This window comes from Pseudomonas sp. Irchel 3A5 (assembly GCF_900187575.1).
In the GTDB taxonomy this organism is placed as follows: domain Bacteria; phylum Pseudomonadota; class Gammaproteobacteria; order Pseudomonadales; family Pseudomonadaceae; genus Aquipseudomonas; species Aquipseudomonas folii.
The window spans coordinates 325,323-349,966 of sequence record NZ_FYDU01000005.1; the positions used below are offsets into that span (position 1 = coordinate 325,323).

General features: G+C 53.0%; 23 protein-coding genes and 1 pseudogene. 18 read left to right on the forward strand and 6 right to left on the reverse strand.

Translation table 11 applies throughout. The features are described from left to right. Window positions 1-27 precede the first annotated feature (27 nt). Window positions 28-1,605: a glutamine-hydrolyzing GMP synthase gene (gene guaA, locus CKW31_RS10540; protein WP_095094311.1), complete on the forward strand. Its 1,578-nt coding sequence runs from the start codon at window positions 28-30 to the stop codon at window positions 1,603-1,605. A gap of 452 nt (window positions 1,606-2,057) precedes the next feature. On the opposite strand, the gene CKW31_RS10545 is transcribed toward guaA, so the two are convergent. Further along, the gene (locus tag CKW31_RS10545; RefSeq protein ID WP_095094313.1) at window positions 2,058-2,426 is read right to left on the reverse strand and encodes a hypothetical protein; all 369 of its coding nucleotides are present in this window, start codon (window positions 2,424-2,426) and stop codon (window positions 2,058-2,060) included. Between the two features lie 370 nt (window positions 2,427-2,796). Here CKW31_RS10545 and CKW31_RS10550 point away from each other — a divergent pair, with 370 nt between their 5' ends. The 11 genes from CKW31_RS10550 (at window position 2,797) to CKW31_RS10600 (ending at window position 12,060) form a co-directional block, all read left to right on the forward strand. Next, entirely contained in the window at window positions 2,797-4,917 is a 2,121-nt protein-coding gene (locus tag CKW31_RS10550; RefSeq protein ID WP_095094315.1) for an alpha/beta hydrolase domain-containing protein, read from the forward strand. Window positions 4,918-5,203: 286 nt separating this feature from the next. Beyond that, entirely contained in the window at window positions 5,204-6,001 is a 798-nt protein-coding gene (locus CKW31_RS10555; protein WP_095094483.1) for a hypothetical protein, read from the forward strand. A gap of 109 nt (window positions 6,002-6,110) precedes the next feature. Then, window positions 6,111-6,680, forward strand: coding sequence for an imm11 family protein (locus CKW31_RS29820; protein ID WP_176469851.1), 570 nt, complete (start codon window positions 6,111-6,113; stop codon window positions 6,678-6,680). A 158-nt stretch (window positions 6,681-6,838) separates the two neighbouring features. Further along, entirely contained in the window at window positions 6,839-7,273 is a 435-nt protein-coding gene (locus CKW31_RS10565) for a hypothetical protein (RefSeq protein ID WP_095094316.1), read from the forward strand. A gap of 27 nt (window positions 7,274-7,300) precedes the next feature. After that, window positions 7,301-7,894: an imm11 family protein gene (locus CKW31_RS10570; protein WP_095094317.1), complete on the forward strand. Its 594-nt coding sequence runs from the start codon at window positions 7,301-7,303 to the stop codon at window positions 7,892-7,894. A gap of 59 nt (window positions 7,895-7,953) precedes the next feature. Continuing rightward, window positions 7,954-8,754, forward strand: coding sequence for a hypothetical protein (locus CKW31_RS10575; protein ID WP_095094318.1), 801 nt, complete (start codon window positions 7,954-7,956; stop codon window positions 8,752-8,754). 44 nt (window positions 8,755-8,798) lie between these two features. Further along, on the forward strand, window positions 8,799-9,242 hold the full coding sequence (locus CKW31_RS10580; RefSeq protein WP_218192145.1) for an Imm26 family immunity protein: 444 nt from the start codon (window positions 8,799-8,801) through the stop codon (window positions 9,240-9,242). Between the two features lie 27 nt (window positions 9,243-9,269). Then, entirely contained in the window at window positions 9,270-9,794 is a 525-nt protein-coding gene (locus CKW31_RS10585; protein WP_095094320.1) for an SMI1/KNR4 family protein, read from the forward strand. Window positions 9,795-9,797: 3 nt separating this feature from the next. Then, entirely contained in the window at window positions 9,798-10,109 is a 312-nt protein-coding gene (locus CKW31_RS10590; RefSeq protein WP_095094322.1) for a hypothetical protein, read from the forward strand. Window positions 10,110-10,324: 215 nt separating this feature from the next. Continuing rightward, window positions 10,325-10,942: a hypothetical protein gene (locus tag CKW31_RS10595; protein ID WP_095094324.1), complete on the forward strand. Its 618-nt coding sequence runs from the start codon at window positions 10,325-10,327 to the stop codon at window positions 10,940-10,942. 278 nt (window positions 10,943-11,220) lie between these two features. Then, window positions 11,221-12,060: a TauD/TfdA family dioxygenase gene (locus CKW31_RS10600; protein WP_095094326.1), complete on the forward strand. Its 840-nt coding sequence runs from the start codon at window positions 11,221-11,223 to the stop codon at window positions 12,058-12,060. Between the two features lie 36 nt (window positions 12,061-12,096). On the opposite strand, the gene CKW31_RS10605 is transcribed toward CKW31_RS10600, so the two are convergent. Continuing rightward, entirely contained in the window at window positions 12,097-12,714 is a 618-nt protein-coding gene (locus tag CKW31_RS10605) for a TetR/AcrR family transcriptional regulator (protein WP_095094328.1), read from the reverse strand. Between the two features lie 399 nt (window positions 12,715-13,113). Between CKW31_RS10605 and CKW31_RS10610 the strand changes: the two genes are divergently transcribed. Beyond that, on the forward strand, window positions 13,114-13,782 hold the full coding sequence (locus CKW31_RS10610) for a DUF3313 domain-containing protein (RefSeq protein ID WP_095094330.1): 669 nt from the start codon (window positions 13,114-13,116) through the stop codon (window positions 13,780-13,782). Between the two features lie 274 nt (window positions 13,783-14,056). Here CKW31_RS10610 and CKW31_RS10615 read toward each other — a convergent pair whose 3' ends face one another. Continuing rightward, complete coding sequence (locus CKW31_RS10615; RefSeq protein WP_095094485.1) at window positions 14,057-14,374, reverse strand: DUF2388 domain-containing protein; 318 nt, start codon at window positions 14,372-14,374, stop codon at window positions 14,057-14,059. 231 nt (window positions 14,375-14,605) lie between these two features. On the opposite strand from CKW31_RS10615, the gene CKW31_RS10620 reads away from it, so the two are divergent. Continuing rightward, window positions 14,606-15,979 (forward strand): multicopper oxidase family protein, encoded by a 1,374-nt coding sequence (locus CKW31_RS10620; RefSeq protein ID WP_095094332.1) that lies wholly within the window; start codon window positions 14,606-14,608, stop codon window positions 15,977-15,979. Next, window positions 15,979-16,461 (forward strand): tRNA adenosine(34) deaminase TadA, encoded by a 483-nt coding sequence (gene tadA, locus CKW31_RS10625; protein ID WP_095094334.1) that lies wholly within the window; start codon window positions 15,979-15,981, stop codon window positions 16,459-16,461. Before CKW31_RS10620 ends, tadA begins: the two co-directional genes overlap by 1 nt. A 231-nt stretch (window positions 16,462-16,692) precedes the next feature. Here the strand turns inward: tadA and mltF are convergent, their stop codons facing one another. Continuing rightward, a complete protein-coding gene (gene mltF / locus CKW31_RS10630; protein ID WP_095094336.1) occupies window positions 16,693-18,153 on the reverse strand; it encodes a membrane-bound lytic murein transglycosylase MltF in 1,461 nt (486 codons plus the stop codon). A gap of 237 nt (window positions 18,154-18,390) precedes the next feature. Here mltF and purL point away from each other — a divergent pair, with 237 nt between their 5' ends. Further along, window positions 18,391-22,287 carry a phosphoribosylformylglycinamidine synthase gene (purL, locus tag CKW31_RS10635; RefSeq protein ID WP_095094338.1) on the forward strand — a complete coding sequence of 1,299 codons (3,897 nt, stop codon included), beginning with the start codon at window positions 18,391-18,393 and terminating at the stop codon, window positions 22,285-22,287. 6 nt (window positions 22,288-22,293) lie between these two features. Beyond that, window positions 22,294-22,605 carry a YqfO family protein gene (locus CKW31_RS10640; protein WP_095094340.1) on the forward strand — a complete coding sequence of 104 codons (312 nt, stop codon included), beginning with the start codon at window positions 22,294-22,296 and terminating at the stop codon, window positions 22,603-22,605. A gap of 93 nt (window positions 22,606-22,698) precedes the next feature. Here the strand turns inward: CKW31_RS10640 and CKW31_RS10645 are convergent. Both CKW31_RS10645 and CKW31_RS10650 read right to left on the reverse strand, forming a co-directional pair. Next, window positions 22,699-23,118: pseudogene (locus CKW31_RS10645) on the reverse strand (murein L,D-transpeptidase family protein); the annotation flags it as partial. A gap of 188 nt (window positions 23,119-23,306) precedes the next feature. Further along, complete coding sequence (locus tag CKW31_RS10650) at window positions 23,307-23,858, reverse strand: NUDIX hydrolase (RefSeq protein ID WP_095094344.1); 552 nt, start codon at window positions 23,856-23,858, stop codon at window positions 23,307-23,309. Between the two features lie 156 nt (window positions 23,859-24,014). Between CKW31_RS10650 and CKW31_RS10655 the strand changes: the two genes are divergently transcribed. Then, window positions 24,015-24,611 (forward strand): CoA pyrophosphatase, encoded by a 597-nt coding sequence (locus CKW31_RS10655; protein WP_095094346.1) that lies wholly within the window; start codon window positions 24,015-24,017, stop codon window positions 24,609-24,611. Window positions 24,612-24,644 lie beyond the last annotated feature (33 nt).

Sequence of the window (24,644 nt, forward strand, 5' to 3'; positions counted from 1 at the left end):
TCGCAGCTGCTCTTCAGAGCCTTTTCCATGTCCCTCGACATTCACGCCCACCGTATCCTGATCCTCGACTTCGGTTCCCAGTACACCCAGTTGATCGCGCGTCGCGTACGTGAAATCGGTGTTTACTGCGAACTGCACCCGTTCGACATGGACGACGAAGCCATTCGTGAGTTCGCTCCAAAAGGCGTGATCCTCGCCGGCGGCCCCGAGTCCGTACACGAAGCCGACAGCCCGCGCTGCCCGCAGGCGGTATTTGACCTGGGTGTGCCGGTTTTCGGTATCTGCTACGGCATGCAGACCATGGCCGAGCAGTTGGGCGGCAAGGTAGAAGGTTCTGAGCTGCGCGAGTTCGGCTACGCTCGCGTTGACGTAGTCGGCAAAAGCCGTCTGCTCGATGGCATCGAAGACCATATCGATGCCGACGGCTTGTTCGGCCTCGACGTGTGGATGAGCCACGGTGACAAAGTCACCAAACTGCCGGAAGACTTCCACATCCTGGCCAGCACTCCAAGCTGCCCGATTGCCGGTATGGCTGACGACGCTCGCGGTTATTACGGCGTGCAGTTTCACCCGGAAGTGACCCACACCAAGCAGGGCGGTCGCATCCTGTCGCGCTTCATCCTCGACATCTGCGGCTGTGAAGCACTGTGGACCCCTTCGAAGATCGCTGAAGACGCTATCGCTCAGGTTCGCGCTCAGGTCGGTACTGACAACGTATTGCTGGGCCTGTCCGGCGGCGTTGACTCCTCTGTTGTGGCTGCCTTGCTGCACAAGGCGATCGGCGACCAGTTGACCTGCGTATTCGTCGACAACGGCTTGCTGCGCTTGCACGAAGGCGAGCAGGTCATGGCCATGTTCGCCGAGAACATGGGCGTCAAAGTCATCCGCGCCAACGCTGAAGATCAGTTCCTGAACAATCTGGCGGGCGAAAGCGACCCGGAGAAGAAGCGCAAGATCATCGGCCGTACCTTCATCGACGTGTTCGATGCTGAATCCTGCAAGCTGGACAACATCAAGTACCTCGCTCAGGGCACCATCTACCCGGACGTGATCGAGTCGGCTGGCGCCAAGAGCGGCAAGGCTCACGTGATCAAGTCGCACCACAACGTGGGCGGCCTGCCGGAAGAAATGAACCTCAAACTGGTCGAGCCACTGCGTGAACTGTTCAAGGACGAAGTGCGTCGCCTCGGCCTCGAACTGGGTCTGCCGTACGACATGGTTTACCGCCACCCATTCCCAGGCCCAGGCCTCGGCGTGCGGATCCTCGGTGAAGTGAAAAAGGAATACGCCGACCTGCTGCGTCGCGCTGACCACATCTTCATCGAAGAACTGCGCAAAGCCGACTGGTACCACAAAGTCAGCCAAGCGTTCGTGGTGTTCCAGCCAGTCAAATCGGTTGGCGTTGTAGGCGATGGCCGTCGTTACGCGTGGGTAGTAGCACTGCGCGCTGTAGAAACCATCGACTTCATGACTGCACGCTGGGCGCACCTGCCTTACGAGCTGCTGGAAACCGTCAGCGGCCGGATCATCAACGAGATCGAAGGCATTTCTCGTGTGACCTACGATGTGTCGAGCAAGCCACCGGCGACGATTGAGTGGGAGTGACCCCTACAGCGCTGCATGAAAAAACCGGCTTTTGCCGGTTTTTTTTGCTCGCGATAATGGCTTACTGTCGCTATTGAAAGAGCCGTATTGTGTTGGTAGCAGCGCTCTGTCGGTAGCTGGATATCATCAAGCACGGAAGGCCAGAATGAAAGTACTCACGGATGATGAGATTGGCGTTGCATACGCACGGGTAGTAATAAATTAATGATCTGAGCGGGCCTATTGATAATAGAGTGTGAGTAAGTTTTTTAGTAACTATCTAATTTTTGTGAAAAATAAGATTGGATAGTGATTTTAATGTTTCATCAATGGCGTTTTTCATGGTGCGCATGGTAGGAATCAGCAGTGAAGTGCCCCGATACCATGTTCGGCACTAGTGATGCCAGCATGGTGTCGAGAGTATTAATTCTGCAAATGTGGTTAAGCACTGAATGCCACTGTGCAATACTCTTTCAATTCTGCCTTATAAATGTTGACAAAAAGTTTTGTGCGCGAACTTTGTATTCTTTATTAAGCAAGTTTAAAACATTCGTTAGGAACACATACAGATCCCCCTCGAAATAATCTTCAATGAAAGATGTTTCTTGCCCGAACGGAGGGTCTACATATTCCAGACCTTCCGGGGTTGTGTGATTTTTAATATATTTCTTTATTTGTGCTTTTAGGAAAAATACATTAAGCAGGTTGCGTTCATCGATGTAGCTCTTAACTATTTGGTCTAGGCCCAAAGGCGTAAACTGCGCCTTCTCATCATCTGTCAGGAACTCTCCGACACCTTCTCCCAAATCATAAATGAAGTCAGTTATTAATCCGTATGCCATAACTCTAGTCTCATGTTTATGGAAAAAGCAGTTACTATGAAGTATGACATAATGTTGTATTCAAAAAATTTAATCACTGCATAAAATTTAGGTCAGAATACTAGCTGAATTTTCAGCACGAATTACCAGCCCGACCTGTGTTTAGGTTGGTCGAACGTTGAGAGGTAGTCATGAGGCTTGCCAGTTGAAAGGCGTGTCTGATGGTAGGCGAGCAAGCATCAGTCATGATTGGAATGTTATATTTCATGGTGTCTACATTGACTGTGCTAATCGCTACTTTCGACGGTCGATACCATGTCGACTTAGCAGGGAAGGGCATGGATCCATGACTGCCACGTTGATATAGAAAAATAAGAATTTGGGGGTACAGATGAATCGCCTATTTCATGCAGCAGCCTTCGCAAGCGCCATGATGATCGTTGCGGCACCCGCCCAAGCCCGTATTACAAAATTGGAGATCCTGCGGACCGAACCCGCTTTCGGAGGCGAAAGCTTCGGGAATATCGGGCCTTACGAGCGCGTCTTTGCCCGCGCTTACGGTGAGTTAGACCCAGGCGCTTCCGGAAACAAGATTATTCAAGACATCGAACTTGCACCACGCAACAGTCGTGGAATGGTTGAATACACGACTGACGTTGCAATCCTGCGTCCCGCTGACGTGGCTAAATCGAATAACACTCTTCTGTTTGATGTGCCAAATCGAGGCTCCAAGCGGGCGATGTTATTGTTCAATGCTGATATGCGGGGTAACCCGGCAGCGGTCAACAACATCGAGGTCGCTGGGGACGGTTTTCTACAACGGCTGGGTACGACGGTGATCTCGTTTGCCTGGCAGGGCGACGTTGCCCCAGGTGACAACCGCATGATGGTGCAATTGCCGACGGCCATAAATGCTGATGGGTCGCCCGTAACAGGTGTGGTGCGCAGTGAATTGACCACGCTCTCACCGACCGTCAGCCTTAACCTGTCCGCAGGTTGGTTTACCTCCACGCCTCCTCATACAAGCTACAAAACTGTTGAAACCGACAACAGCAAAGTGCTCGCGAATGGCTTTCGCCCCACGTTGACGGTGCGGTCGCGGGCAAATGCGCCCAGGCAGGAGATTCCAGCGAGTGACTGGAGTTTTGGCGATTGCAAAACGCCGAACGAAACCCGGATATGCCTATCCGCTGGTTTTCAGCCCGGCAAGCTTTACGAGTTGATTTACCGGGCCAAGGAACCTGCGGTAATGGGTATTGGTTTTGCTATCGCACGGGATGTCGGTGCGTTTTTTCAGCAGGCTGAGCATGACGATACCGGTGTGCCCAACCCTGTGGTGCACGGGCAAAAGGTCAAGTCGATTATCACGGGCTCATCACAAGCCGGGCGATTCATCCGCAGCATGATCGCGCTGGGCTTCAACCGCAGCGAGGACGGTCATCAGGTCTATGATGGTGCGATGCCGCATATTGGCGGCGGTCTGATGCCGCTCAACATCCGGTTTGCTCAGCCAGGTCGGGCCTGGGGCCAGCAGGTCGATCATGACTATCCTGCTTACGATTTTCCGTTTACCTATGGGCGGGAAACCGATCCAATCACCGGGCGCTCGCAGGGTTTGCTGGATCGCTGCAGCGATAACAATACTTGCCCTCGCATATTCCACATGGCAACGGCCCTTGAACTTTGGGAGGGGCGCCAGTCGCTCGGTCTTACCGATCCACTCGGCTTGCGCGATGCCCATGAGCCGGAAAACGTCCGCACTTTTATCATGGCAAGTACGCAGCATGCACCGCCGTCTTTGCCACTCCCGGCTAACCCACCCTTTGGACTTTGCCAGCTTCAATCAAATCCAAATCCACACATCTGGACGATGCGCGCAGCGTTCATCAACCTCGTTGGTTGGGTTCATGATGAGACAACGCCACCCGCTTCGATAAAACCTTCTGTGGCAAGCGGCACCCTCGTGCCGGCGGACAGAGTTAGTTTCCCGCTCATCCCCGCGACTAATTATGGTGGCGTTTCGCGCCCCGCGCTCCGCTATACCAGTGCTGTCAACAGCCTGCAGGTGCTTGATTTTGGTTCGGATTATCGTCCAGAAGATAGCTCTGGCATTCTCACCAGCGAGCCGCCGCAATCGGGTGTTGGTAGTTACGGCATCCTGGTGCCTCAAGTAGATTCAGACGGGATTGATGTGGGCGGCGTTCGAGATGTGTATCTGGGGGTTCCCATCGGTACTTACACGGGCTGGAACACCTTCCGGCCCGAGTTCTTTGATGGTGGCTTTTGTAACTTCCAAGGCAGCTTCCTCCCGTTTGCGGCGACGAAGGAAGAGCGAATCGCGGCCGGAGATCCTCGCCTTTCCCTGGAGGAACGCTACCCCAATAAGGAGGCTTATGTGTCTGCGGTGAGTAAAGCAGCAGACTCGCTGGTTGAAGCGCGGATGCTGCTTCCTGAAGACCGTGAGCGGCTTGTAAAGGAAGCACAGGAGAACGGTGTGCGTACGGGGCCTTGAGAAGAGGTGATCATTCTTGACCTTGCCGCCTGACTGACCTGGACGCAGGTCTAGCAGAAAATGCCCATAAGCCCGCATAGTTGCGGGCTTATGGCTTTTTGGGATTGGCAAATTCGACAAGCTTGTAACACCTTTTGCGGCGATGGTCTCATTGGCTTGTGCTGCGCGGCGCTTGCGATAATACTTTACGGACAGAGCCTGCATTGGAGAAAAGGCGTGAGTGAAGATCATTGCCAACTATTTAAAGGCACACCACTATCGGCTCTACAATTTTCTAGGGAATGTCATGAATAAAAAGTTGGAGAAAGCTGTAAAGGACTACTATCGCAGCTCCTCTTCAGGAACGTTTAGGTATCCTGATTCAATGGACGTCTTGCTTGAAAATAATATGATTTTTCCAGCAGAAGAAATCGAGCATGACGAATTGATAGAAAGACTTTTCCAGGAAAAGCAAAAAGCAACGAAAGAAAGCGTCGTCGAGTCTTTTCTCGTGGGGCTTGAGAAAGGCCAGCCAGAAAAAAGAGTTGCGATCTCGGCCTACGCTGTTGCGTTTAACTTTCCAATGCATACCTTCCAGGCTACTGAACATTTTCAGTGTAAAATCTGCGGTTCAATCAAGGAAAAAACAAGAAACTTTACTCTTTGGAATCTGGGTCGACACAGTTTAGGGGCGACTATTAACGGAAACCCTGAGCAGTTGTATTTTTCGTTAAGAGAGCATAACAAAGCTCCCTCAGAAAAAGTTGAATCCATTGAGTTCTTACAAAAAATGTTAACGGTTATCAGGCAGTCGGACCCTGAGGAAAAGCCTGTGACACTGGAGAAAAAAATCAGGAATATACCTGGGTCGATGTTGAATAAGGAACTCTCCAGAGGGTTGCTGGATTTGTTAGGTCATATTGGAGTTTTGGAAAGCCCAGACCATAAAGGTTTGATTCACAAATGGACATATCTGGGGCTTGCACCGAGGAAGTCTCACTCAACAGATTGGAGCTACCCTGTAGATTTTTGGAAAGGCATGTATGGGGTTAATGAGGAGGCGGTAGAGTTTTGGTTTGGTGATTATCTTAAACGCTTTGGTTGAAAGGTTAACATAAGGAATGGCTGAGATTTTTGATGCTGTTTTCTAGTTTGGTCAAGCTTTGGATGTCGTTTATATTTGGTGTTATTCTATTTTTTGGAGGGTGGCGTGTATGGCTAAGATTTCCATTCTGAAAATATCTGACGCGTACCCTGAAAGTTATTGGTTCAAAAGCAAGATTTTGACAGGTCAGGATTCGATCTCCTTGAAAACCGGGAATGAGATAGCAGAGGAGTTGGTGATTGAGTTTGCGTTAACCTCAAAGGTCAGTATTGATAGACTTCTTAAATATGATTTTTTCTTTAGTGATGGACCTGATTTCATTAGCCCCAGATTTCATCAACTACTATTGAAGGAAAAAGTCTCGGGCGTTCAGTTTCTTGACGCAAACGTGTTTATAGCGGGCAAAAAATATGAAGGTTATAAAGTTTTCAATGTTACTTCAACGCATAGCGTATTCGATAAGGAAAAATCTAAAAGCCGGCCACTTTTAAGCTATCTGCCAGATGGCCCTCAAACGTACACTGAGATTGTGCTGAGAGATGATGTTGACTTGGTCGTGGATGTTTTCAGATCCGAGGAAAGCTTTACGACGGTGTTGGTGTCTGCCCGGGTACGGGAATTGTGCGAGCTTAACAAGGTTCGTGGTTTACAGTTTATAGATCGGTTCTCCAGAGCCTGACGCCCATGGTAGGTATTCTTCTACACGAAATTCGATCCACCCTGTTAATGGGGCTGTATTCGACGATGGTGATGAGTCTCCCATGAAAAGCGTGTTCAAATAGAAACTAATAAAGGATTTGGGAGTCTCAAGCTTTCGGGCAGCCTTAGGTAAAGAGAATGATATCTGGCAAGTTGATAAGCTTTTTCAAGAGTCAAGGTTGGTGGTATGACGATGCCAGCGCAGATTATAAGGTAGAGCTGGAAAAGCTGAGTGTTGATCCGTCATCAGACTTTGCTCAGTTCTATCTGCATGTTGAAGACGGTCCGACGTTCATACAGGGTGGAAAGGAAATATATCAGGTATGCTGGTTTTCCAAAAATACTGACTTTGATCTTGCGTTGAAGATCACGCATGAAACGTTAGGGCTCCCACAAGCGTATATACCACTGGATAGCTTCGAAGGTGAAAGTGGCTATTTTTATAATAGGAGCACTGGAGAGGTACTTCGTGTTTCTTTGGGAAATGAGCTTTTGGACTTCAGAGAGGGGCGGGTCAAGCCTCAATGGGAAAATTTTAACGATTTCCTGGAATTCTATTTTGAGCTGGCGTGATGGGGCCGTTGCTATGAGGATGTTGACATGAGAGATTTATACATAGTCAGCTATGAACCCGACGGTGAGGGTGCCCCCTATTTTTTTGATAGTAAATGGGTTCCTGACCTTCCAGCATTTCACTTCCCAAGTGAGAATCCCTTAGAGAGTACCCTCAGCACGAGCTATCGCGTAATGGCTGATACCCAAAAAATAACTGCAGACTGGTTGCCGGATCATTTTTTGGCATCTAAACGCTTTTTGGGAGTTTGCGACCAGTTTGCCTGTTCTTATATAAGTCGCCCTGTTGATATTGATGTTCAAGGAACGGCTTGCGGTGAAGCGTACTTTTTCTTTGTTCCGTCTGAAAGAATAAGTGCAATGAATCTGGAAAAATCGGTTTTCACGCTTGATCGAAACCCCAAGATTAACGGTAGCAAATCAAGCGATCCTGTTTACGAACGTATAGACAAATTGGAAGTGTCAGGTGATGTGGAATCACACCTTTTCTACTTTAATGAAATAGCCGAGATAGTATGCTCGACTGATTTTCGTAATGAATGCGTCAGAAAAAGCATTTCAGGCTTGAGCTTTAAAGTGATAGACGAGCACTATCAGTACGCGCCATGGGATGATTTCTAAATCATGAAGTATGCTGAAGAGCATTTTTTGGACGATCACATTAACCTGTAGGCACATAGATGAGTATAGGATTGGCTATTTACGGGGTGGATGATGTCAGCCCGGTTGCAGTGTTTGAAATGGCCCTGCGGTTTTTTGAAAAGCTGAACTATTCTGTCACGGCCGCGGCATTTCATAAAAGAATCGCCCCACAAAGAACAGCAGATGCAGAGAGTCTAGACCTCGTAGAGGTGGAACCTGATGAGCTCAGAACGGCGCTGACTGCCGGGGAAGCAACCGATTTCAGAATATACAGTGAAACTGGGCATAGTGACCCTTGGTTCAGCTCCTTCGGTTACACAACCGAAAATTTCGGTAACTTTTTCTGTATAGATGTGCAATCCGAAGAGTGCTTTGAAGCTGCTCAAGATAAATTCACCTGCTTTGTCGATGAGATAGCACAGCAGGTGAATTTCACATACGCGATTATTTATAACGTAGAGAAGGTGTCGGATGCCGTGTGGTACGCTCGCGGCGACAACATGAGGACGTTATTTCCTTTTGAGAGTCCAGTGGCTTTTTCTCACGATACGCCGGGATTGTATGAAGGTGAACGCACTTATGAGAAAACAAAGCTTCGGATGGTTTATCCGGTAAATTATTTAAATAAACATCATATGTCGATAAGGGTAGATGGTATTCCTTTATCTGACTGGATCGCTATGAATCCGGAGCGAGGTACGTTGATGAGTGTTTCCGGAAAGATACGCTGGACAGTGCCTGAGAGCGCTCTGCTGGAAGTGAATAAATCTTGTGGAGAATCAGGGGCTTTACTTGCCTGGATGCCGCAGAAAACAAAAACAAGAGCAAAGTTACCTTAGGCTCTGTATTTTACAGAATCAGTTACTATAAACGGAGAACCGTGGTGGTGAAATATAAATCAGGCGATGTATTTCTGATCCCCGTCAGCTCTGGAGGGTTTGCTGTTTGTCAAATAGTATGCGCGTTCCGGGACCGTTTCAAAAGAGTGTTCTCTTTTGGTGTTTTGGGTGTTACTGCTGATGACAGCAAGGTTGATCTACTGGACAAAGAGTTTCTTTGCTTCAAGAATTCCAGGGGCATGGAAAATATTATATTCACCTCAGTTGAAAATCTGAAAAAAGGAAAGTGGAGAATCGTCGGAAATATTCCGCTTAATGCCGACAAAACAAAATTGAAATATTTCAGAAATGCGGATGCATTATATTTCGATGATGAGTTTCTAGAGATGCTAGAACATTCCAGATACAAGGACTTCAATGTTTTAGGTGTCGCCGGGTACGAGCTGGTTAACAGTTATCTTGAGCAGTTTTTTGATGGGGCGGAGTGAATCCCATATGTCAGGGTGGATATAGGTATGCCTGTAGTTTATAAAAGAGGCCTGCAGCAAAACGACCTGGATTTTATAGAGTCAGAACTTAATAGATCCTTGCCAGCCGATTACAAGGATTTTTTAATGAAAATGAACGGCTTTTATCTGTCAGCGCCTGATTACGCGCAGATACCTTTAACCGCTGTTGATGAGGGGGCGATAAGTTTTGACAGGTTTTTTGGCTTGCTGCCGCTCGATGAATGTAATGATCTCATACAGTTCAATAACGAGTTCGTCTGCGAGGTTGGTTTTCTAAAAAACGCGGTGGTTATTGGAGAGGATGGCGGAGGGAATCCTTACGTGATGGTCGACGAGGGCGAGGGCGTTCGTGCCGGTATTTACTACTGGGATCGCACTCATCTGCATGATTCCAACACGAACAACCATTTTGATATCGCTGAGGTAGAGGATTGCGGAAACCTGTTTTTCATTGCTTCTGGTTTTAGTGAATTTTACAGGTTGATTCTGCAGTGCGTAGGGGCGTCACCAGAATTTTTAGAGGAGGTGTGACAGATGGACGCCAAGATCGCCGTTGAATTGGTTTGCGCAAAGTTGCTCGGAGAACACTCCATCCCGGTTAAGATCCGTACCAGAGACCGTGTCACTGAAGAGGAAGTTAATGAGCTGTTCTTGGCGATTGATTTTTTAATCAGGTATTACAGAGAACAGGACACGGTTCCCAAGAACCTGGCGCTTGCTTTTGTAGATATATATGCTGGATTCAGTGTTGCCGAAGGGTTTTATTGCGAGGATGACATTAAGAGATATGAAGATATCGGAATAGCTCTTCAGGAAAAAGCATACGATTTATTCGAAGGGGCTTGAGATATTATCCTTAGCGAAGCACCGGGCTTGGACTCCATGTAGACGCTCATGTTGAACCCGTTGAGCGAGGCCTGAGATCGCCAAATCATTGGGGGCTGCACCAAGCTAGGATTTCGTATTATGATCTGGAAATGGAACGATCTGTCGTGCAGGTTTAGGTCAAGACGTTCGTTGGCAAACGATTTTAAAAAATTTGCTTGATGCAGGAGTGATTCATGGGCAAGGAAAATCGTATTTTTTTTGAAGCCGAATTGCAAAAGGAACTCAAACTTATTGAGTGCGAGGACTTGGTAGTTAAGGCAGTTAAAAGAGGCCTTAAATTTCGCTTTGAGAAGAAATTGGTTGCCGAGCTGCATTTTCAGTATTTAATGAAGGGACACTCATTTACCCTGCTTGGGTGGGTGTTCGGCGGCCCCATTTTTGAACGCTTGTCCAAAATAGAGATGCCTTATAAAAGTAACTTGGGTAGCGAGGCTTGCTTTTCGTTTATTACCTCGGGAAGACAAGATAAAAAATTTAGTCCCAGCATTTACGGCGATATAGCTGTTCCTCGCCCTGAGCAGGCGAGTGACGTATGTAAGCATATCCGTAACAGGCTGGAGGAGTACTATATCCCTTTAGTTGTCGGCTGTGTATTTCCGAAAGAACGTACTATTGACGATGTCTTATATTCGCCGAGAGACTATTCCTATCCTGCTGCATTTATTCATTGCGCGGTCGCCTGTGATCCGTCGATATTAAAAGATGGCATGAAAGAAAAACTGAAATCCAACAAGAAAATTATCAAAAATAAAGCTTTTGATCTTAAGCTTTTAGATTTTGACGTCTCATAATGTTCGAGGTCCAGGCGCTCCCTGGACGGTACGACGCACCTGGCACCGCCAAGCCAAGAGGATGGCGTCAGATTGAAAGTCTGAACACACGACGAATGCATGGCTGAGCAGTTCAACGCCGCATCAGAAAGCCCGCATCCTCGCGGGCTTTCTGCATTTTTGAGACCGCGACATTTTCATCTGAAACCAACGACTTTCCCCGTCTCCTTCGAACAAACCTATTGAGTTGCCATTTCCATAAGCGTACATTTGTGTTCACTTATAGAGAGGAAGCAATCATGGCACCCAATAGAAGCGCTTCTCTGGCTCACGCGCCGATCAAACCGTTAATCGGCAGTCGTGTCCTCAATGGCAAGGATGATTTGCTGTCTGGCGGACTGGCCGGTGAAATTCGCGATCTATTGGCCGAGCGCGGCGTCCTGGTTTTTCCGCAGCTTCACTTCACTGATGCCGAGCAGATAGCGTTTACACAAACGCTTGGGGTTTTCGCTCCAGAGGTCAGCGACGGTCAAGGCATCACCAAGATCACGCTGGATGCGAAGGAAAACCCGGCGGGTGCAGAGTTTCTCAAAGGGTCGCTGTATTGGCACATCGACGGCACACGGAACGAGTCGCCGATTCTGGCTTCGTTGCTGTCCTGCAAAGTGACTGCGACCTGGGGTGGCAACACGGGTTTCTGTAATACCTACGCTGCTTACGAAGCCTTGTCCGAAGCTGACAAGCAACGTTATGAGGAAATGCGGGTCATTCACGCGCCTTGGGCGTCATTGCTCTATTACGAGCCGGAACCCAGTCTGCAAAAGCTGCAGGCGATGCAGGCCATAGGTGAAAAAGAATTACCGCTGGTATGGAAGCATCGTTCAGGGCGCAAGTCGTTGATTCTCGGCTGCACTGCATTGCACGTTACCGGGCTTGGTGTTGCGCAAAGCGCGCAAGTTCTGGTTGGCCTTCGGGAGTGGGCGACCGCGGAGCCTTTCAGTTATAGCCATGAATGGCAGGTGGGGGATCTGGTGATCTGGGACAACACCGGCACCATGCATCGCGCAGAGGCCTATGACCCGGGCTGCTCGCGCATGATGCATCGCACAAAACTGGAAGGTGAAGAACCGTTCGAGTAGTCCTGTCGGTTCGGGCTATTAGTGCTCGCCGCCAGGTTAGTGAGGTGCGGCGCCGTTGAGGAACATGTCTACGGCCGCTGTCACCATCTCTTCTATTTCATCGTGGGTCATGGGCGCGGGGTTCTGTTGGAAAAGACGCTCTTCGGGCTCGGCAGTAATCAGCGAAAGAAACTGTTTGGCCCTGACCCTTGGATTACCTGGTCTCAATTCACCGCTCTCGATAGCGACAGACATAAGCGTAGCAAGCGCGTCGATGCCCTGGCTGGGACCTGATTCGTAAAACAGCTTGCCGATGTCCGAGCGACCCGATTCTGCGAGCACCATCCGGTAAACCTTGATGGCGGTTGAGTCGTTTGTGACGATCATCAGCATCTGACGCCCGAATTCCAGAAGCTTTTCTTCGAGCGAAATGCTGGTTTCCGATTTTGCGGTCAGATCCGCCACCGCGTTGTACAGATGTGAGGTGGCGTACATTTGGACGACAGCGACAAAGAGAGCCTCCTTGGATGCGAAGTAGCCGTAAAGAGTGGCTTTGGAACCTCCAAGTCGGGTCGAAACCTCCTTCATTGATGCACCTTCATACCCCAGTTCAAGGAATACGCTGGCAGCCGTTTCTACGATGGCGGTACGTCGACTCTCGGTGCGAACCTTCATTGTTTCTCCATAAGAGTACACTTGTGTACATTTTAATGTTGACGGTGATCGGGTAAGCGGCTAAAAGTATACAGGCTAGTACGGTTTTGAGCGACGTGACGGGTAGGGTTGTGATTTCAGTACCGAGCGAGGTATTGGCGTAGGTCTTTATAGGCTGAGTGAGCTGGCTCATACACACTGACTTGATCAAGGTTACTTTTGATTAAGCCGAAGGTTGGCATTGCTTCCTGGTGTTATTAGCGCGGCGTGATCACAACCATTTATTGAGAAGTCTTGGACGACGTAGGTCTTATTGGTTGTCTGCAGAGAAATTTATCTGCTGACTCCTTGCGTCTGCGATATGTAAATCGAGCATTAGCCATTGAACGCTTTACGGTGTTTACCTTCGGAGAAATAGATATGTGCGCAGATAAAGAACCCAGAGCGGGTGTGTTTTTACTGTTGGCACTGGCGTTGGCCGGGTGCGCATCTCAAGAGCCTTTTCCGTACGCAGGCATAGAGTCGGCTCGAGAGATGCGACCCAACAAGACGGATGAGTCTGATCGCGTTCCGTATGCCTATAAATCTCATGTGGACTGGAGTCGGTACAAGAACGTCATGCTGGAGCCGGTGACACTTTATTCAGGCGCAGATGAGCAGTTTTCCGGGGTGACGTCGGAGGATAAGCGTGAGTTGGCCAATTACATGACCATCGAGTTTTCCGAGGCGCTGGGCAAGCGCTTTCGGTTCGTGTCCACGCCTGTACCCAATACGCTGCGGATTCGGCTGACCTTGACCGGAGTGGAAACGACGACGCCGGTGCTGGCAACCTTTTCGAGGTTCGACATCGGCATGGGTTCTTATAATCTCGTTCAGGCTGCACGGGATCGCAAGGGCACGTTTACCGGGTCAGTCAGTTACGTGGTCGAGATCTACAACGCATCAACAATGCGCCTCCTTGAGTCCTATGTCTCCCGACAATATCCGAAGGTGTATGACATCAGTTCGACGTATGGCCGCTTTTCTGCCGCGAAATCGGGTATTGAAAGAGGGGCCGACAGTCTGGTTGATACGTTGGCTGAAAAATAGAGTCGCGCTCTCACCAAACAATATCAACTATATGATTGAAGTGCTTTTTATCTGTAGGAGCGCGCTTGCCCGCGATTCAGTGTGTCAGTCGATAAATATGTCGGCTGCGCTGACGCTATCGCGGGCAAGCGCGCTCCTACAGATAATGCAGTTCTTTTTAATGGATAAGTTTGTTTGATATGAGAATGGCGCGGCTAGTTTTTTATTTATCCAGACATACGAAAACACCGGGAGATATATTCCCCCGGCATTATCTGCAGATAGTGAGCAAGTATCAGCGGTCAGTAGGCAAGTTACGGTAGAGAATCGCCGTTGCCAACTCCATGTCAGAAGCCTTCAGATCAGGATTTGCAGCCCGCACGTCGGCGATCGCCGACTCCAGATGCGGTCCCCGAATACTGCCGCCACTGGCGATAAAGCTACTGGCGTCGTCCTGGGTGGCGACGATTTGCTTGTTGTCCTTGGAAGTCAGGTAGCTGGAGCCAGTGGTGGCCCCGGACGTAAGTACATTGCGCCAGAACGAGTCGGCCATTGCCGATCCCATAGGAAGCGACAGCGCTGCAAGTGTGGCTAGGGCGAGTTTGAGACGCATGGGCATAGACCTCGATGGGTGGTGTTTTCTCTAAACCGTACAGTACGGTTCATTTATGAAAAGATCAACTCATCCATTCAAATCAGGCTGTGGAACCTGATCCTGAGGTCCAATCTTCGTTGTGCGACACCACTGCGCTTAAGTTTTGCCAGATGCAGGTGTATCGTATTCGCCCCTCGCATCGACTCTCGACTGCGACCCCGTGTCTGGTTTTCTGAGGTATTCACGTTTATGTCTTTTACCCGTCGACAAATACTCGGTGGCCTTGTCGGTCTTGCCGTGGTTGGGCTTGGGGCGGGAGGGGCTTCGCGTTATTGGCTGGGACGGCGTGGGCCGGGTGAGGGGCATGATTTCGAGCTGATCGCCGCACCGCTGGATGTTGAACTGGTCGCGGGGCACCAGACTCCGGCATGGGCCTTTGGCGGATCTGCGCCGGGGACCGAGCTGCGAGTGCGGCAGGGCGAGTGGCTGCGTTTGCGCTTCATCAATCACCTGCCGGTTGAAACCACGATTCACTGGCACGGCATCCGCCTTCCGCTTGAGATGGATGGCGTGCCCTACGTGTCGCAACTGCCGGTCAAGCCGGGCGAGTATTTCGATTACAAATTTCTGGTGCCCGACGCAGGCAGCTATTGGTATCACCCCCATGTCAGCAGCAGCGAAGAGCTGGGGCGTGGGCTGGTCGGTCCGCTGATCATCGAGGAGCGCGAGCCTACGGGTTTCAAGCATGAACGCACGGTCAGCCTGAAAAGCTGGCATGTGGATGAGGTAGGGGCGTTTACCGAATTCAGCGTGATTCGTGAGGCTGCACGCGAGGGTACGGCGGGGCGGCTTTCTACGATCAATGGCATTCCCCAGGGCGTGATTGAATTGCCAGCCGGGCAGATCACTCGCGTGCGCATTCTGAACCTCGATAACACCGTGACCTATCGCCTGAATCTGCCGGGCGCCGAGGCGCAGATTTATGCGCTGGACGGCAATCCGATCAAGCCTCGACCCTTGGGCAAGGATTATTGGTTGGGGCCGGGAATGCGCCTGTGTCTGGCGATCAAAGCGCCACCTGTGGGTGAGGAGCTGTCATTTCGAAATGGCCCGGTGCGGCTGGGGACTTTTCGTTCGGTTGCCAATGACGATGCGCCAGGCGAATGGCCGCCTGAACTGCCTGCCAATCCGATCGCCGAGCCGGATCTGGAAAACGCCGAGAAGCTCAATTTCAACTTTGAGTGGGTGGGTTCGGTGTCAGTCAATGTCGACAATGGCAAGCCGCCGAGTCTGTGGCAGATCAATGGCGAAGCCTGGGACATCACCGACAAAACCTGTGCCGATCGCCCGATTGCCAAATTGGTGCTGGGCAAGAGCTACATCTTCGAACTCAAGAACATGACCCAATATCAACACCCGATTCATCTGCACGGAATGAGCTTCAAGGTCCTTGCCTCAGACCGCAGAAAGATCATTCCCTATTTCACCGACACCTTCCTGCTGGGCAGAAACGAGCGCGCACGGGTGGCACTGGTAGCGGATAATCCCGGGGTGTGGATGTTCCACTGCCATGTGATCGATCACATGGAAACCGGACTTATGGCAGCAATAGAGGTTTCTTGATGCGGCAGCCGCAAATCATTGATCGCAGTCGCGATCAGGACTTCATGCGCGAAGCGTTGGCATTGGCGGCTCAAGGCGCTGCGCTGGGCGAGGTGCCGGTGGGCGCGGTGCTGGTGCAAGACGGCGAGATCATTGGCCGCGGCTTCAATTGCCCTATCAGCGGCAGTGATCCCAGCGCTCACGCCGAGATGGTTGCCATACGGGCAGCGGCGCAGGCGGTCAGCAATTATCGGCTGCCGGGCAGCACGCTGTATGTGACCCTGGAGCCTTGCAGCATGTGCGCCGGGCTGATCGTGCATTCGCGTATCGCCCGCGTGGTCTATGGCGCACTTGAGCCCAAGGCTGGCATTGTCCAGAGTCAGGGACAGTTTTTCACTCAGGGCTTTCTCAATCATCGCGTGTTGTTTGAGGGGGGGGTGTTGGGTGAAGAGTGCGGCACGATGTTGAGCGAGTTTTTCAGGATGAGAAGGGCGAAGGGCTAACGCTAAGCAGGTTGATTTGAATTAGATCCCCTGTGGGAGATTCTATGCTGGCCTGCAAGCTGCTTGACGACGTGGGACCGGCTTTAGCAGGGAAGGCGGTATTTCTGCCGATGAAGTTTCAGCGTCTGTCACGCCCTCTTCCCGGCTGAAGCCGGTCCCACGTCATCAGTGATTCCTGCGGGAGCCGTGTTTCATTTCGAGATTGTTGTAGAGGGGTAAACGAGGAGTTTGTTAAAGCGGAGGATTTTCTTCTGCAGGCTTGGTCTTGTTCACGCCCGGTACATGCAGGTTGCTTTCTGCCACCTGGCTGCCTTCCAGCTGGGGCTGAGTGGCCCAGGTCAGGATGTCGTAGTAACGGCGGATGTTGGCCACGAAATGCACGGGTTCTCCGCCTCGGGCATAACCGTATCGGGTCTTGCTGTACCACTTTTTCTGCGAAAGACGGGGCAACATTTTTTTAACGTCGAGCCATTTATTTGGATTCAGGCCCTCGTTTTCTGCCAGTTTCCGCGCATCTTCCAAATGTCCGCTACCAATGTTGTAGGAGGCGAGAGCGAACCACGTACGATCCGGCTCCGCAATCGTGTCGTCCAGCTGATCCTTCACGTAGGCAAAATACTTTGCACCACCCTGAATACTCTGTCTGGCATCCAGTCGGTTGGAGACCCCCATGGCCTGGGCGGTGTTCTGGGTCAGCATCATCAGGCCGCGCACGCCGGTCTTGGAGGTAACGCCGGGCTGCCACAGTGATTCCTGATAGCCGATGGCTGCCAGCAGACGCCAGTCCACTTGTTCTTTCTTCGCAGACGCCTGGAAGTGCTTCTCGTATTTAGGCAGACGCTCCTGCAAATGCTGGGCGAAGGTATAAGCGCCCACATAGCCCAGGACGTCAACGTGCCCGTAATAGCGGTCTTTCAAACGCTGCAAGGTGCCGTTCTTGTTGACCTTGTCGAGGTAGGCGTTGATTTCGTTGAGCAGGCTGTTGTCTTCACCGAGTGCGACGGCCCAGCGCTGTCCTTTGCCTTCGCCCAGATCGAACGCGACGCGGACGTTGGGAAAATAAACCTGATTCATCGCCAGTTCGTTGGAATCCACCAGCGTGATGTCAGTTTGGCCGTCATCGACCATTCGCAGCAGGTCAACTACCTCGACGGCGTCGGATTCTTCGTACTCAATCGCAGGATTTTGCGCTTTCAGTGCGGCCATCTGTTCAGCGTGGCTGCTGCCTTTAAGGACAGTAATGCGTTTACCCACCAGATCTGAAGGGTCAGTAGGACGCGACTGGCCGTTGCGATAAATAACCTGCGGGGTGACATCAAGGTAGGAATGAGAAAAGCGCGCCTGTTTTTTACGCTGCTCGGTATCGATCAATCCAGCGGCTGCCAGCACCGGGCCGCCCGGTTTCTGGATCTGATCGAACAACTCATCGAGGTTGTCGGCGGTTTCGATCTTCAGATCTACGCCGAGATCTTCGGCGAAACGCTTGACCAATTCATACTCGAAACCCGTCTCCCCGTTGCGATCCTGGAAGTAGGTCGCGGGGCTGTTGCGAGTGACCACGCGCAGCACGCCGTCCTCCTTTACTCGCTCCAGTGTGTTGGGTTTATCCACACAGGCGCCGAGCATCAGGAAGAGTCCGGTTGCGATGAGCCATCTGGCACAACGAGGGCGGAAGTCTGATTGGGAAAACATCGGAGCAGTATACGCAAAGCGCACCCGTCGCCATATCTCGACAGCGAAGCTCGGGTCTGCTAGAGCACAGCCTTTCTTATGAGCAACCTGAGGGCTACGTTAACAGCAACATGACCCGCGACTTGGCCCGCCGATATGCGGACACCGTCAATCTGGCCGTTTTGGGTGCTCAAACAGTCGCTTTAGGCTAGAATGCACGGCCTCAAAGCACACCCCCTTCCCGAGGCTGTCCCGAAGATGTTGATCCTGCGCGGTGCTCCTGCCCTTTCTGCCTTTCGCCACAGCAAATTACTGGAACAACTGAAACAGAAAGTTTCAGCTGTCAGTGGCTTGTATGCCGAATTTGCCCACTTTGCCGAAGTCACTGGCGATCTGACTGGCGAGGAACAGGACGTTCTCGTTCGCATCTTGAAATACGGCCCGAGCGTGCCGGTTCAAGAGCCGAGCGGCCGGTTGTTCCTGGTGATGCCACGTTTCGGCACTATTTCGCCGTGGTCCAGCAAGGCCAGCGATATTGCCCGTAACTGCGGCCTTGCGAAGGTCCAGCGTATCGAACGCGGTATTACCTTCTATGTAGAAGGCCAGTTCAGCGAAGCTGAAGCCCAGATCATCGCCGGTTGCCTGCATGACCGCATGACGCAGATGGTGCTGGGTTCCGTACAGGAAGCCGAAGGCCTGTTCACTCACGCCGAGCCCAAGCCGCTGACGGCGATTGATGTGCTGGGCGGCGGTCGTGCCGCGCTGGAAAAAGCCAACGTCGAGCTCGGCCTGGCGCTGGCTGAAGATGAAATCGATTATCTGGTCACCAGCTTCAACGGTCTGGGGCGCAACCCTCATGACATCGAGCTGATGATGTTTGCCCAGGCGAACTCCGAGCACTGCCGTCACAAGATCTTCAACGCCAGTTGGGATATCGACGGCGAAAGCCAGGAAAAAAGCCTGTTCGGCATGATCAAGAACACCTACCAGATGCACAGCGAAGGCGTCCTGTCTGCTTATAAGGACAACGCTTCGGTGATCGTCGGCAGCGTGGCGGGTCGTTTCTTCCCGGACCCTGAAACCCGCCAGTACGGCGCGGTGCAGGAGCCTGTGCACATTCTGATGAAGGTCGAGACCCACAACCACCCGACTGCGATTGCCCCGTTCCCGGGCGCATCGACTGGTTCCGGCGGCGAGATTCGCGACGAAGGCGCAACGGGTCGTGGTGCCAAGCCTAAAGCTGGCCTGACCGGTTTCACCGTTTCCAATCTGCAGATTCCAGGCTTCGAACAACCGTGGGAAGTGAACTACGGCAAGCCTGAGCGTATCGTGACCGCGCTGGACATCATGCTTGAAGGTCCATTGGGCGGCGCCGCGTTCAACAACGAATTCGGTCGTCCGGCCCTGACCGGTTATTTCCGTACCTTCGAACAGTCCATCAGCACGCCGCATGGCGATGAAGTTCGGGGTTACCACAAGCCAATCATGCTGGCTGGCGGTATGGGTAACATCCGTGCCGAACACGTGCAGAAAGGCGAAATCACCGTTGGCTCCAAGCTGATCGTGCTCGGCGGCCCGGCAATGTTGATCGGTCTGGGCGGCGGTGCTGCATCTTCCATGGCCACCGGTACCAGCTCTGCGGATCTGGATTTTGCTTCGGTTCAGCGTGAAAACCCTGAAATGGAGCGTCGTTGCCAGGAAGTCATCGACCGTTGCTGGCAGCTGGGTGACAAGAACCCGATCAGCTTCATCCATGACGTCGGCGCGGGCGGTTTGTCCAACGCTTTCCCGGAACTGGTCAATGACGGCGGCCGCGGTGGTCGCTTCGAATTGCGTAACGTACCGAACGACGAGCCGGGCATGGCCCCGCTGGAAATCTGGAGCAACGAATCCCAGGAGCGTTATGTCCTGGCGGTTGGCGCCGAAGACTTCGAGCGCTTCAAGGCGATCTGCGAACGTGAGCGCTGCCCGTTCGCAGTTGTGGGTGAGGCGACTGCCGAACCACAACTGACCGTGACCGACAGCCACTTTGGCAACAATCCGGTTGATATGCCGCTGGAAGTACTGCTGGGCAAGGCCCCGCGCATGCACCGCAGTGCTGACCGCGAAAACGAGCTGGGCGATGATTTCGACCCAAGCGTGCTGGATATCGAAGAAAGCGTACAGCGCGTTCTGCACCACCCGGCTGTTTCCAGCAAAAGCTTCCTGATCACTATTGGTGACCGCAGCATTACCGGTCTGGTCGCTCGCGATCAGATGGTAGGCCCATGGCAGGTGCCAGTCGCTGACGTCGCCGTGACCGCGACCAGCTTCGACGTCAATACCGGTGAAGCGATGGCGATGGGCGAGCGTACTCCGCTGGCACTGCTGGACGCTCCTGCGTCGGGCCGTATGGCTATCGGCGAGACGCTGACCAACATCGCTGCTTCGCGCATCGAAAAGCTTTCCGACATCAAGATGTCTGCCAACTGGATGTCCGCTGCCGGTCATCCCGGCGAAGATGCTCGTCTGTACGACACCGTAAAAGCGGTCGGCATGGAGCTGTGTCCGGCGCTGGGTATCACCATCCCGGTGGGCAAGGACTCGATGTCCATGAAAACCCGCTGGAGCGATGAGGGCGTCGAGAAGAGCGTGACGTCGCCGCTGTCGCTGATCGTGACCGGTTTTGCACCGGTGACCGACATCCGCAAGACCATGACCCCGGAACTGCGCATGGACAAGGGCGTTACCGACCTGATCCTGATCGACCTGGGTCGTGGCCAGAACCGCATGGGTGCTTCGATCCTGGCTCAGGTTTACGGCAAGCTCGGTCGCGTAGCGCCGGATGTCGATGACTCCGAAGACCTCAAGGCGTTCTTCGCCGTCATTCAAGGCCTCAACGCCGACGGCCACCTGTTGGCTTACCACGACCGTTCCGATGGCGGCCTGTTGGTCACCACGCTGGAAATGGCGTTCGCGGGTCACTGCGGTCTGGATCTGCACATGGATGGTCTGGCTGAGACGCCGGCTGAATTGGCAGCCATCCTGTTCAACGAAGAGCTGGGTGCCGTCATCCAGGTCCGTCAAGACGCCACGCCAGACGTACTGGCTCAGTTCAGCGCGGCCGGTCTGGAAGACTGCGTCGCGGTAATCGGTCAGCCGGTCAACAACGACGAAGTGTCCATCAGCTTCAATGGCGAGCCAGTGTTCGGCGGCCAGCGTCGTCTGCTGCAGCGTCAATGGGCTGAAACCAGTTACCAGATCCAGCGCCTGCGTGATAACGCCGAGTGTGCCGATCAAGAGTTCGACGCGCTGCTTGAAGAGGATAATCCAGGCCTGACCGTCAAGCTGGGCTTTGACGTCAACGAAGACATTGCTGCGCCTTACATCAAGACTGGCGTGCGTCCGCAAGTGGCTGTGCTGCGTGAGCAGGGCGTCAACGGTCAGGTCGAAATGGCAGCTGCCTTCGACCGCGCCGGTTTCAACGCGATTGACGTACACATGAGCGATATCCTGGCGGGCCGTGTCGATCTGAACGACTTCAAAGGCATGGTTGCTTGCGGCGGCTTCTCTTACGGCGACGTACTGGGTGCTGGCGAAGGCTGGGCCAAGTCGGCACTGTTCAACAGCCGTGCGCGTGATGCGTTCCAGGGCTTCTTCGAGCGTCAGGACAGCTTCACCCTCGGCGTGTGCAACGGTTGTCAGATGTTGTCCAACCTGCATGAGCTGATTCCGGGCAGCGAGTTGTGGCCACACTTCGTGCGCAACCGCTCCGAGCAGTTCGAAGCGCGGGTAGCCATGGTGCAGATTCAGGAGTCGCCGTCGATCTTCCTGCAGGGCATGGCCGGTTCGCGTATGCCGATCGCCATTGCTCACGGTGAGGGTCACGCCGAGTTCGCCAGCGATGAAGCACTGGTCGCTGCCGATGTTTCCGGTACTGTTGCGCTGCGCTACGTCGACACCCACGGCAAGATCACCGAAGCCTACCCGGCCAACCCGAACGGTTCGCCGCGCGGCATCGGTGGCCTCACCACTCGCGACGGTCGCGTCACCATCATGATGCCGCACCCTGAGCGTGTATTCCGTGCCGTGCAAAACTCGTGGCGTCCGGAAGACTGGAACGAAGACGGTGCGTGGATGCGCATGTTCCGCAACGCCCGTGCCTGGGTGAACTAAGAAACAATGTACAAGCTCGCGTTCTTTGTACCGCCGAGTCATGTGGAACAGGTCAAAAGTGCCGTATTCGCCGCTGGTGCAGGGCGAATCGGGGCTTACGATCAGTGCTCATGGCAGGTGCTCGGCCAAGGCCAGTTCCGCCCGCTGGAGGGTAGCCAGCCATTTATCGGGCAGGGCGGCGTGGTCGAGCAGGTACAGGAATGGAAAGTCGAGCTTGTCGTTGCGGATGAGTTGATTCAGCAAGTAGTGGCGGCTCTCAAGCAGAGCCACCCCTATGAAACGCCGGCCTATGAGGTTTGGCGGCTAGAGGATCTGTAATCCCTTGTAGGAGCTGCCGAAGGCTGCGATGGCGGTGTATCAGATAAATCGCATCGCAGCCTTCGGCAGCTCCTACAGGTGTCGGTGTTCTCTTTACGGCCTGATCTCAATCATCGTGCCGTCCTTCACCAGACCCCACACTTCCCGCATGTCGTTGTTCTTCAGCGCGATGCAGCCGTTGGTCCAGTCCAGCGTGTGGAAGTACCACTCCGGATATTCCTCATCCACTGGCGTGCCATGAATCATGATCATACTGCCGGGTTTTACCCCTTCGCGTTTCGAGCGTTCGGTGTCCGCCGCGTTCGGGTAAGAGATGTGCATCGACAGGTTGTAATTGGTGCTGGTCTTGCGCCAGTCCAGCCAGTAGAACCCTTCCGGCGTGCGCTGGTCGCCTTCCTTGAGTTTTGTGCCCTTGGGTTGCTTGCCCAGGGAAATACGATACGTCTTGAGAGGTTCGCCGCCACTGATCAGTTGCAGTTGCCGCGCTGACTTGAGCACCAGCACCTTGTCGATTTTCTTGTCGGCAATGTTCTCAACGTTGATCACCTTTTCGCCGACGATCTTTTGCTCGCTGCCTTTGGGGACAATGGTCTGGGTGAACGAGGCCTGAGACAACGGCATGAAAGACAAGCACAAAGCAGCGAGCAACCAACGCATCGAAACGGTATCCCTGAAGCGGCGCCTGTAATGGGCTGGCCTGATTAAGTGTCTTGAATAGGCCGCGATGGCGGCAGGGCTTCGTTACGCACAGGGTAAGCCTGCTCACGACGATCAGCGAAGAAACATTCTAGGGCACGCCGGACGGTCATGAAAGCCAGGTCCGACCACGGTATGTCCGCTTCATCGAACAGGCCGACTTCCAGGCTTTCAGTTCCCGCGGCGAATTCCGGTGTGGCCAGTTCTCCCCGGAAGAACACGTGGACCTGATTGATGTGCGCCACATCCACCAGCATGTACAGGTTCAGCTCGCCCGGTGTCGCACAGGCTTCCTCGTAGGTTTCCCGGCGAGCCGCCTGCTCCATGGTCTCACCGTTTTCCATGAACCCGGCTGGCAAGGTCCAGAAACCCAGGCGCGGCTCGATGGCGCGACGGCAGAGCAAGACCTTGCCATCCCACACGGCCAGACAGCCCGCAACAATATTGGGGTTCTGATAGTGAATGGTCTGACAGTGTTCGCAGACAAAGCGCAGGCGACTATCGCCTTCGGGAATGCGCTGTATGACCGGTTTGCCGCATTGGCTGCAGAATTTCATGGACAGGTTCAATTGCTGAATTCAGTCGCTATCTTGGCGTGTGCCAAGGGTGATCGGCAAGCTGCGCTTTAGTCTTGTCCACATTGTCCTGCGAGGGCTTGGGCAGTTCGCCACTTTGGTGCATGATGCCGGGTAGGCAACAGATCGAGATTTCCCATGCTGGATGAGCTACTTCGCCGCGTAAGCAGTCATACGCCGAGCACCTTTGAGACGGATCGACTTTTCCCCGAAGCTGCGGTGTTGCTGCCGATTACCCGCAGTGACGAGCCGGAACTGATTCTGACGCTGCGTGCCAGCGGGCTGTCGACTCACGGTGGTGAAGTGGCCTTTCCTGGAGGGCGACGTGACCCGGAAGACACTGACCTGATCTTCACCGCGCTGCGCGAAGCCGAGGAAGAGATCGGTCTGCCGCCGGGGCTGGTTGAAGTGATCGGGCCGCTCAGTCCGTTGATCTCCAAGCACGGTATCAAGGTCACGCCTTATGTGGGGTTGATTCCGGACTTCGTCGAGTACCGCCCCAACGATGCCGAAATCGCCGCCGTGTTCAGTGTGCCGCTGGAGTTCTTTCGTCAGGACACCCGTGAGCATACCCACCGCATCGACTATCAAGGTCAAAGTTGGTACGTGCCCAGCTATCGTTATGGCGAGTTCAAAATCTGGGGGCTGACGGCAATCATGATCGTCGAGCTGATCAACGTGCTTTATGACAGCAAGATCAGCCTGCATCACCCGCCAGAACACTCCGTGATCTAAGCGCTGATCAAACGGGCCGCAGAGCCTTGAGGG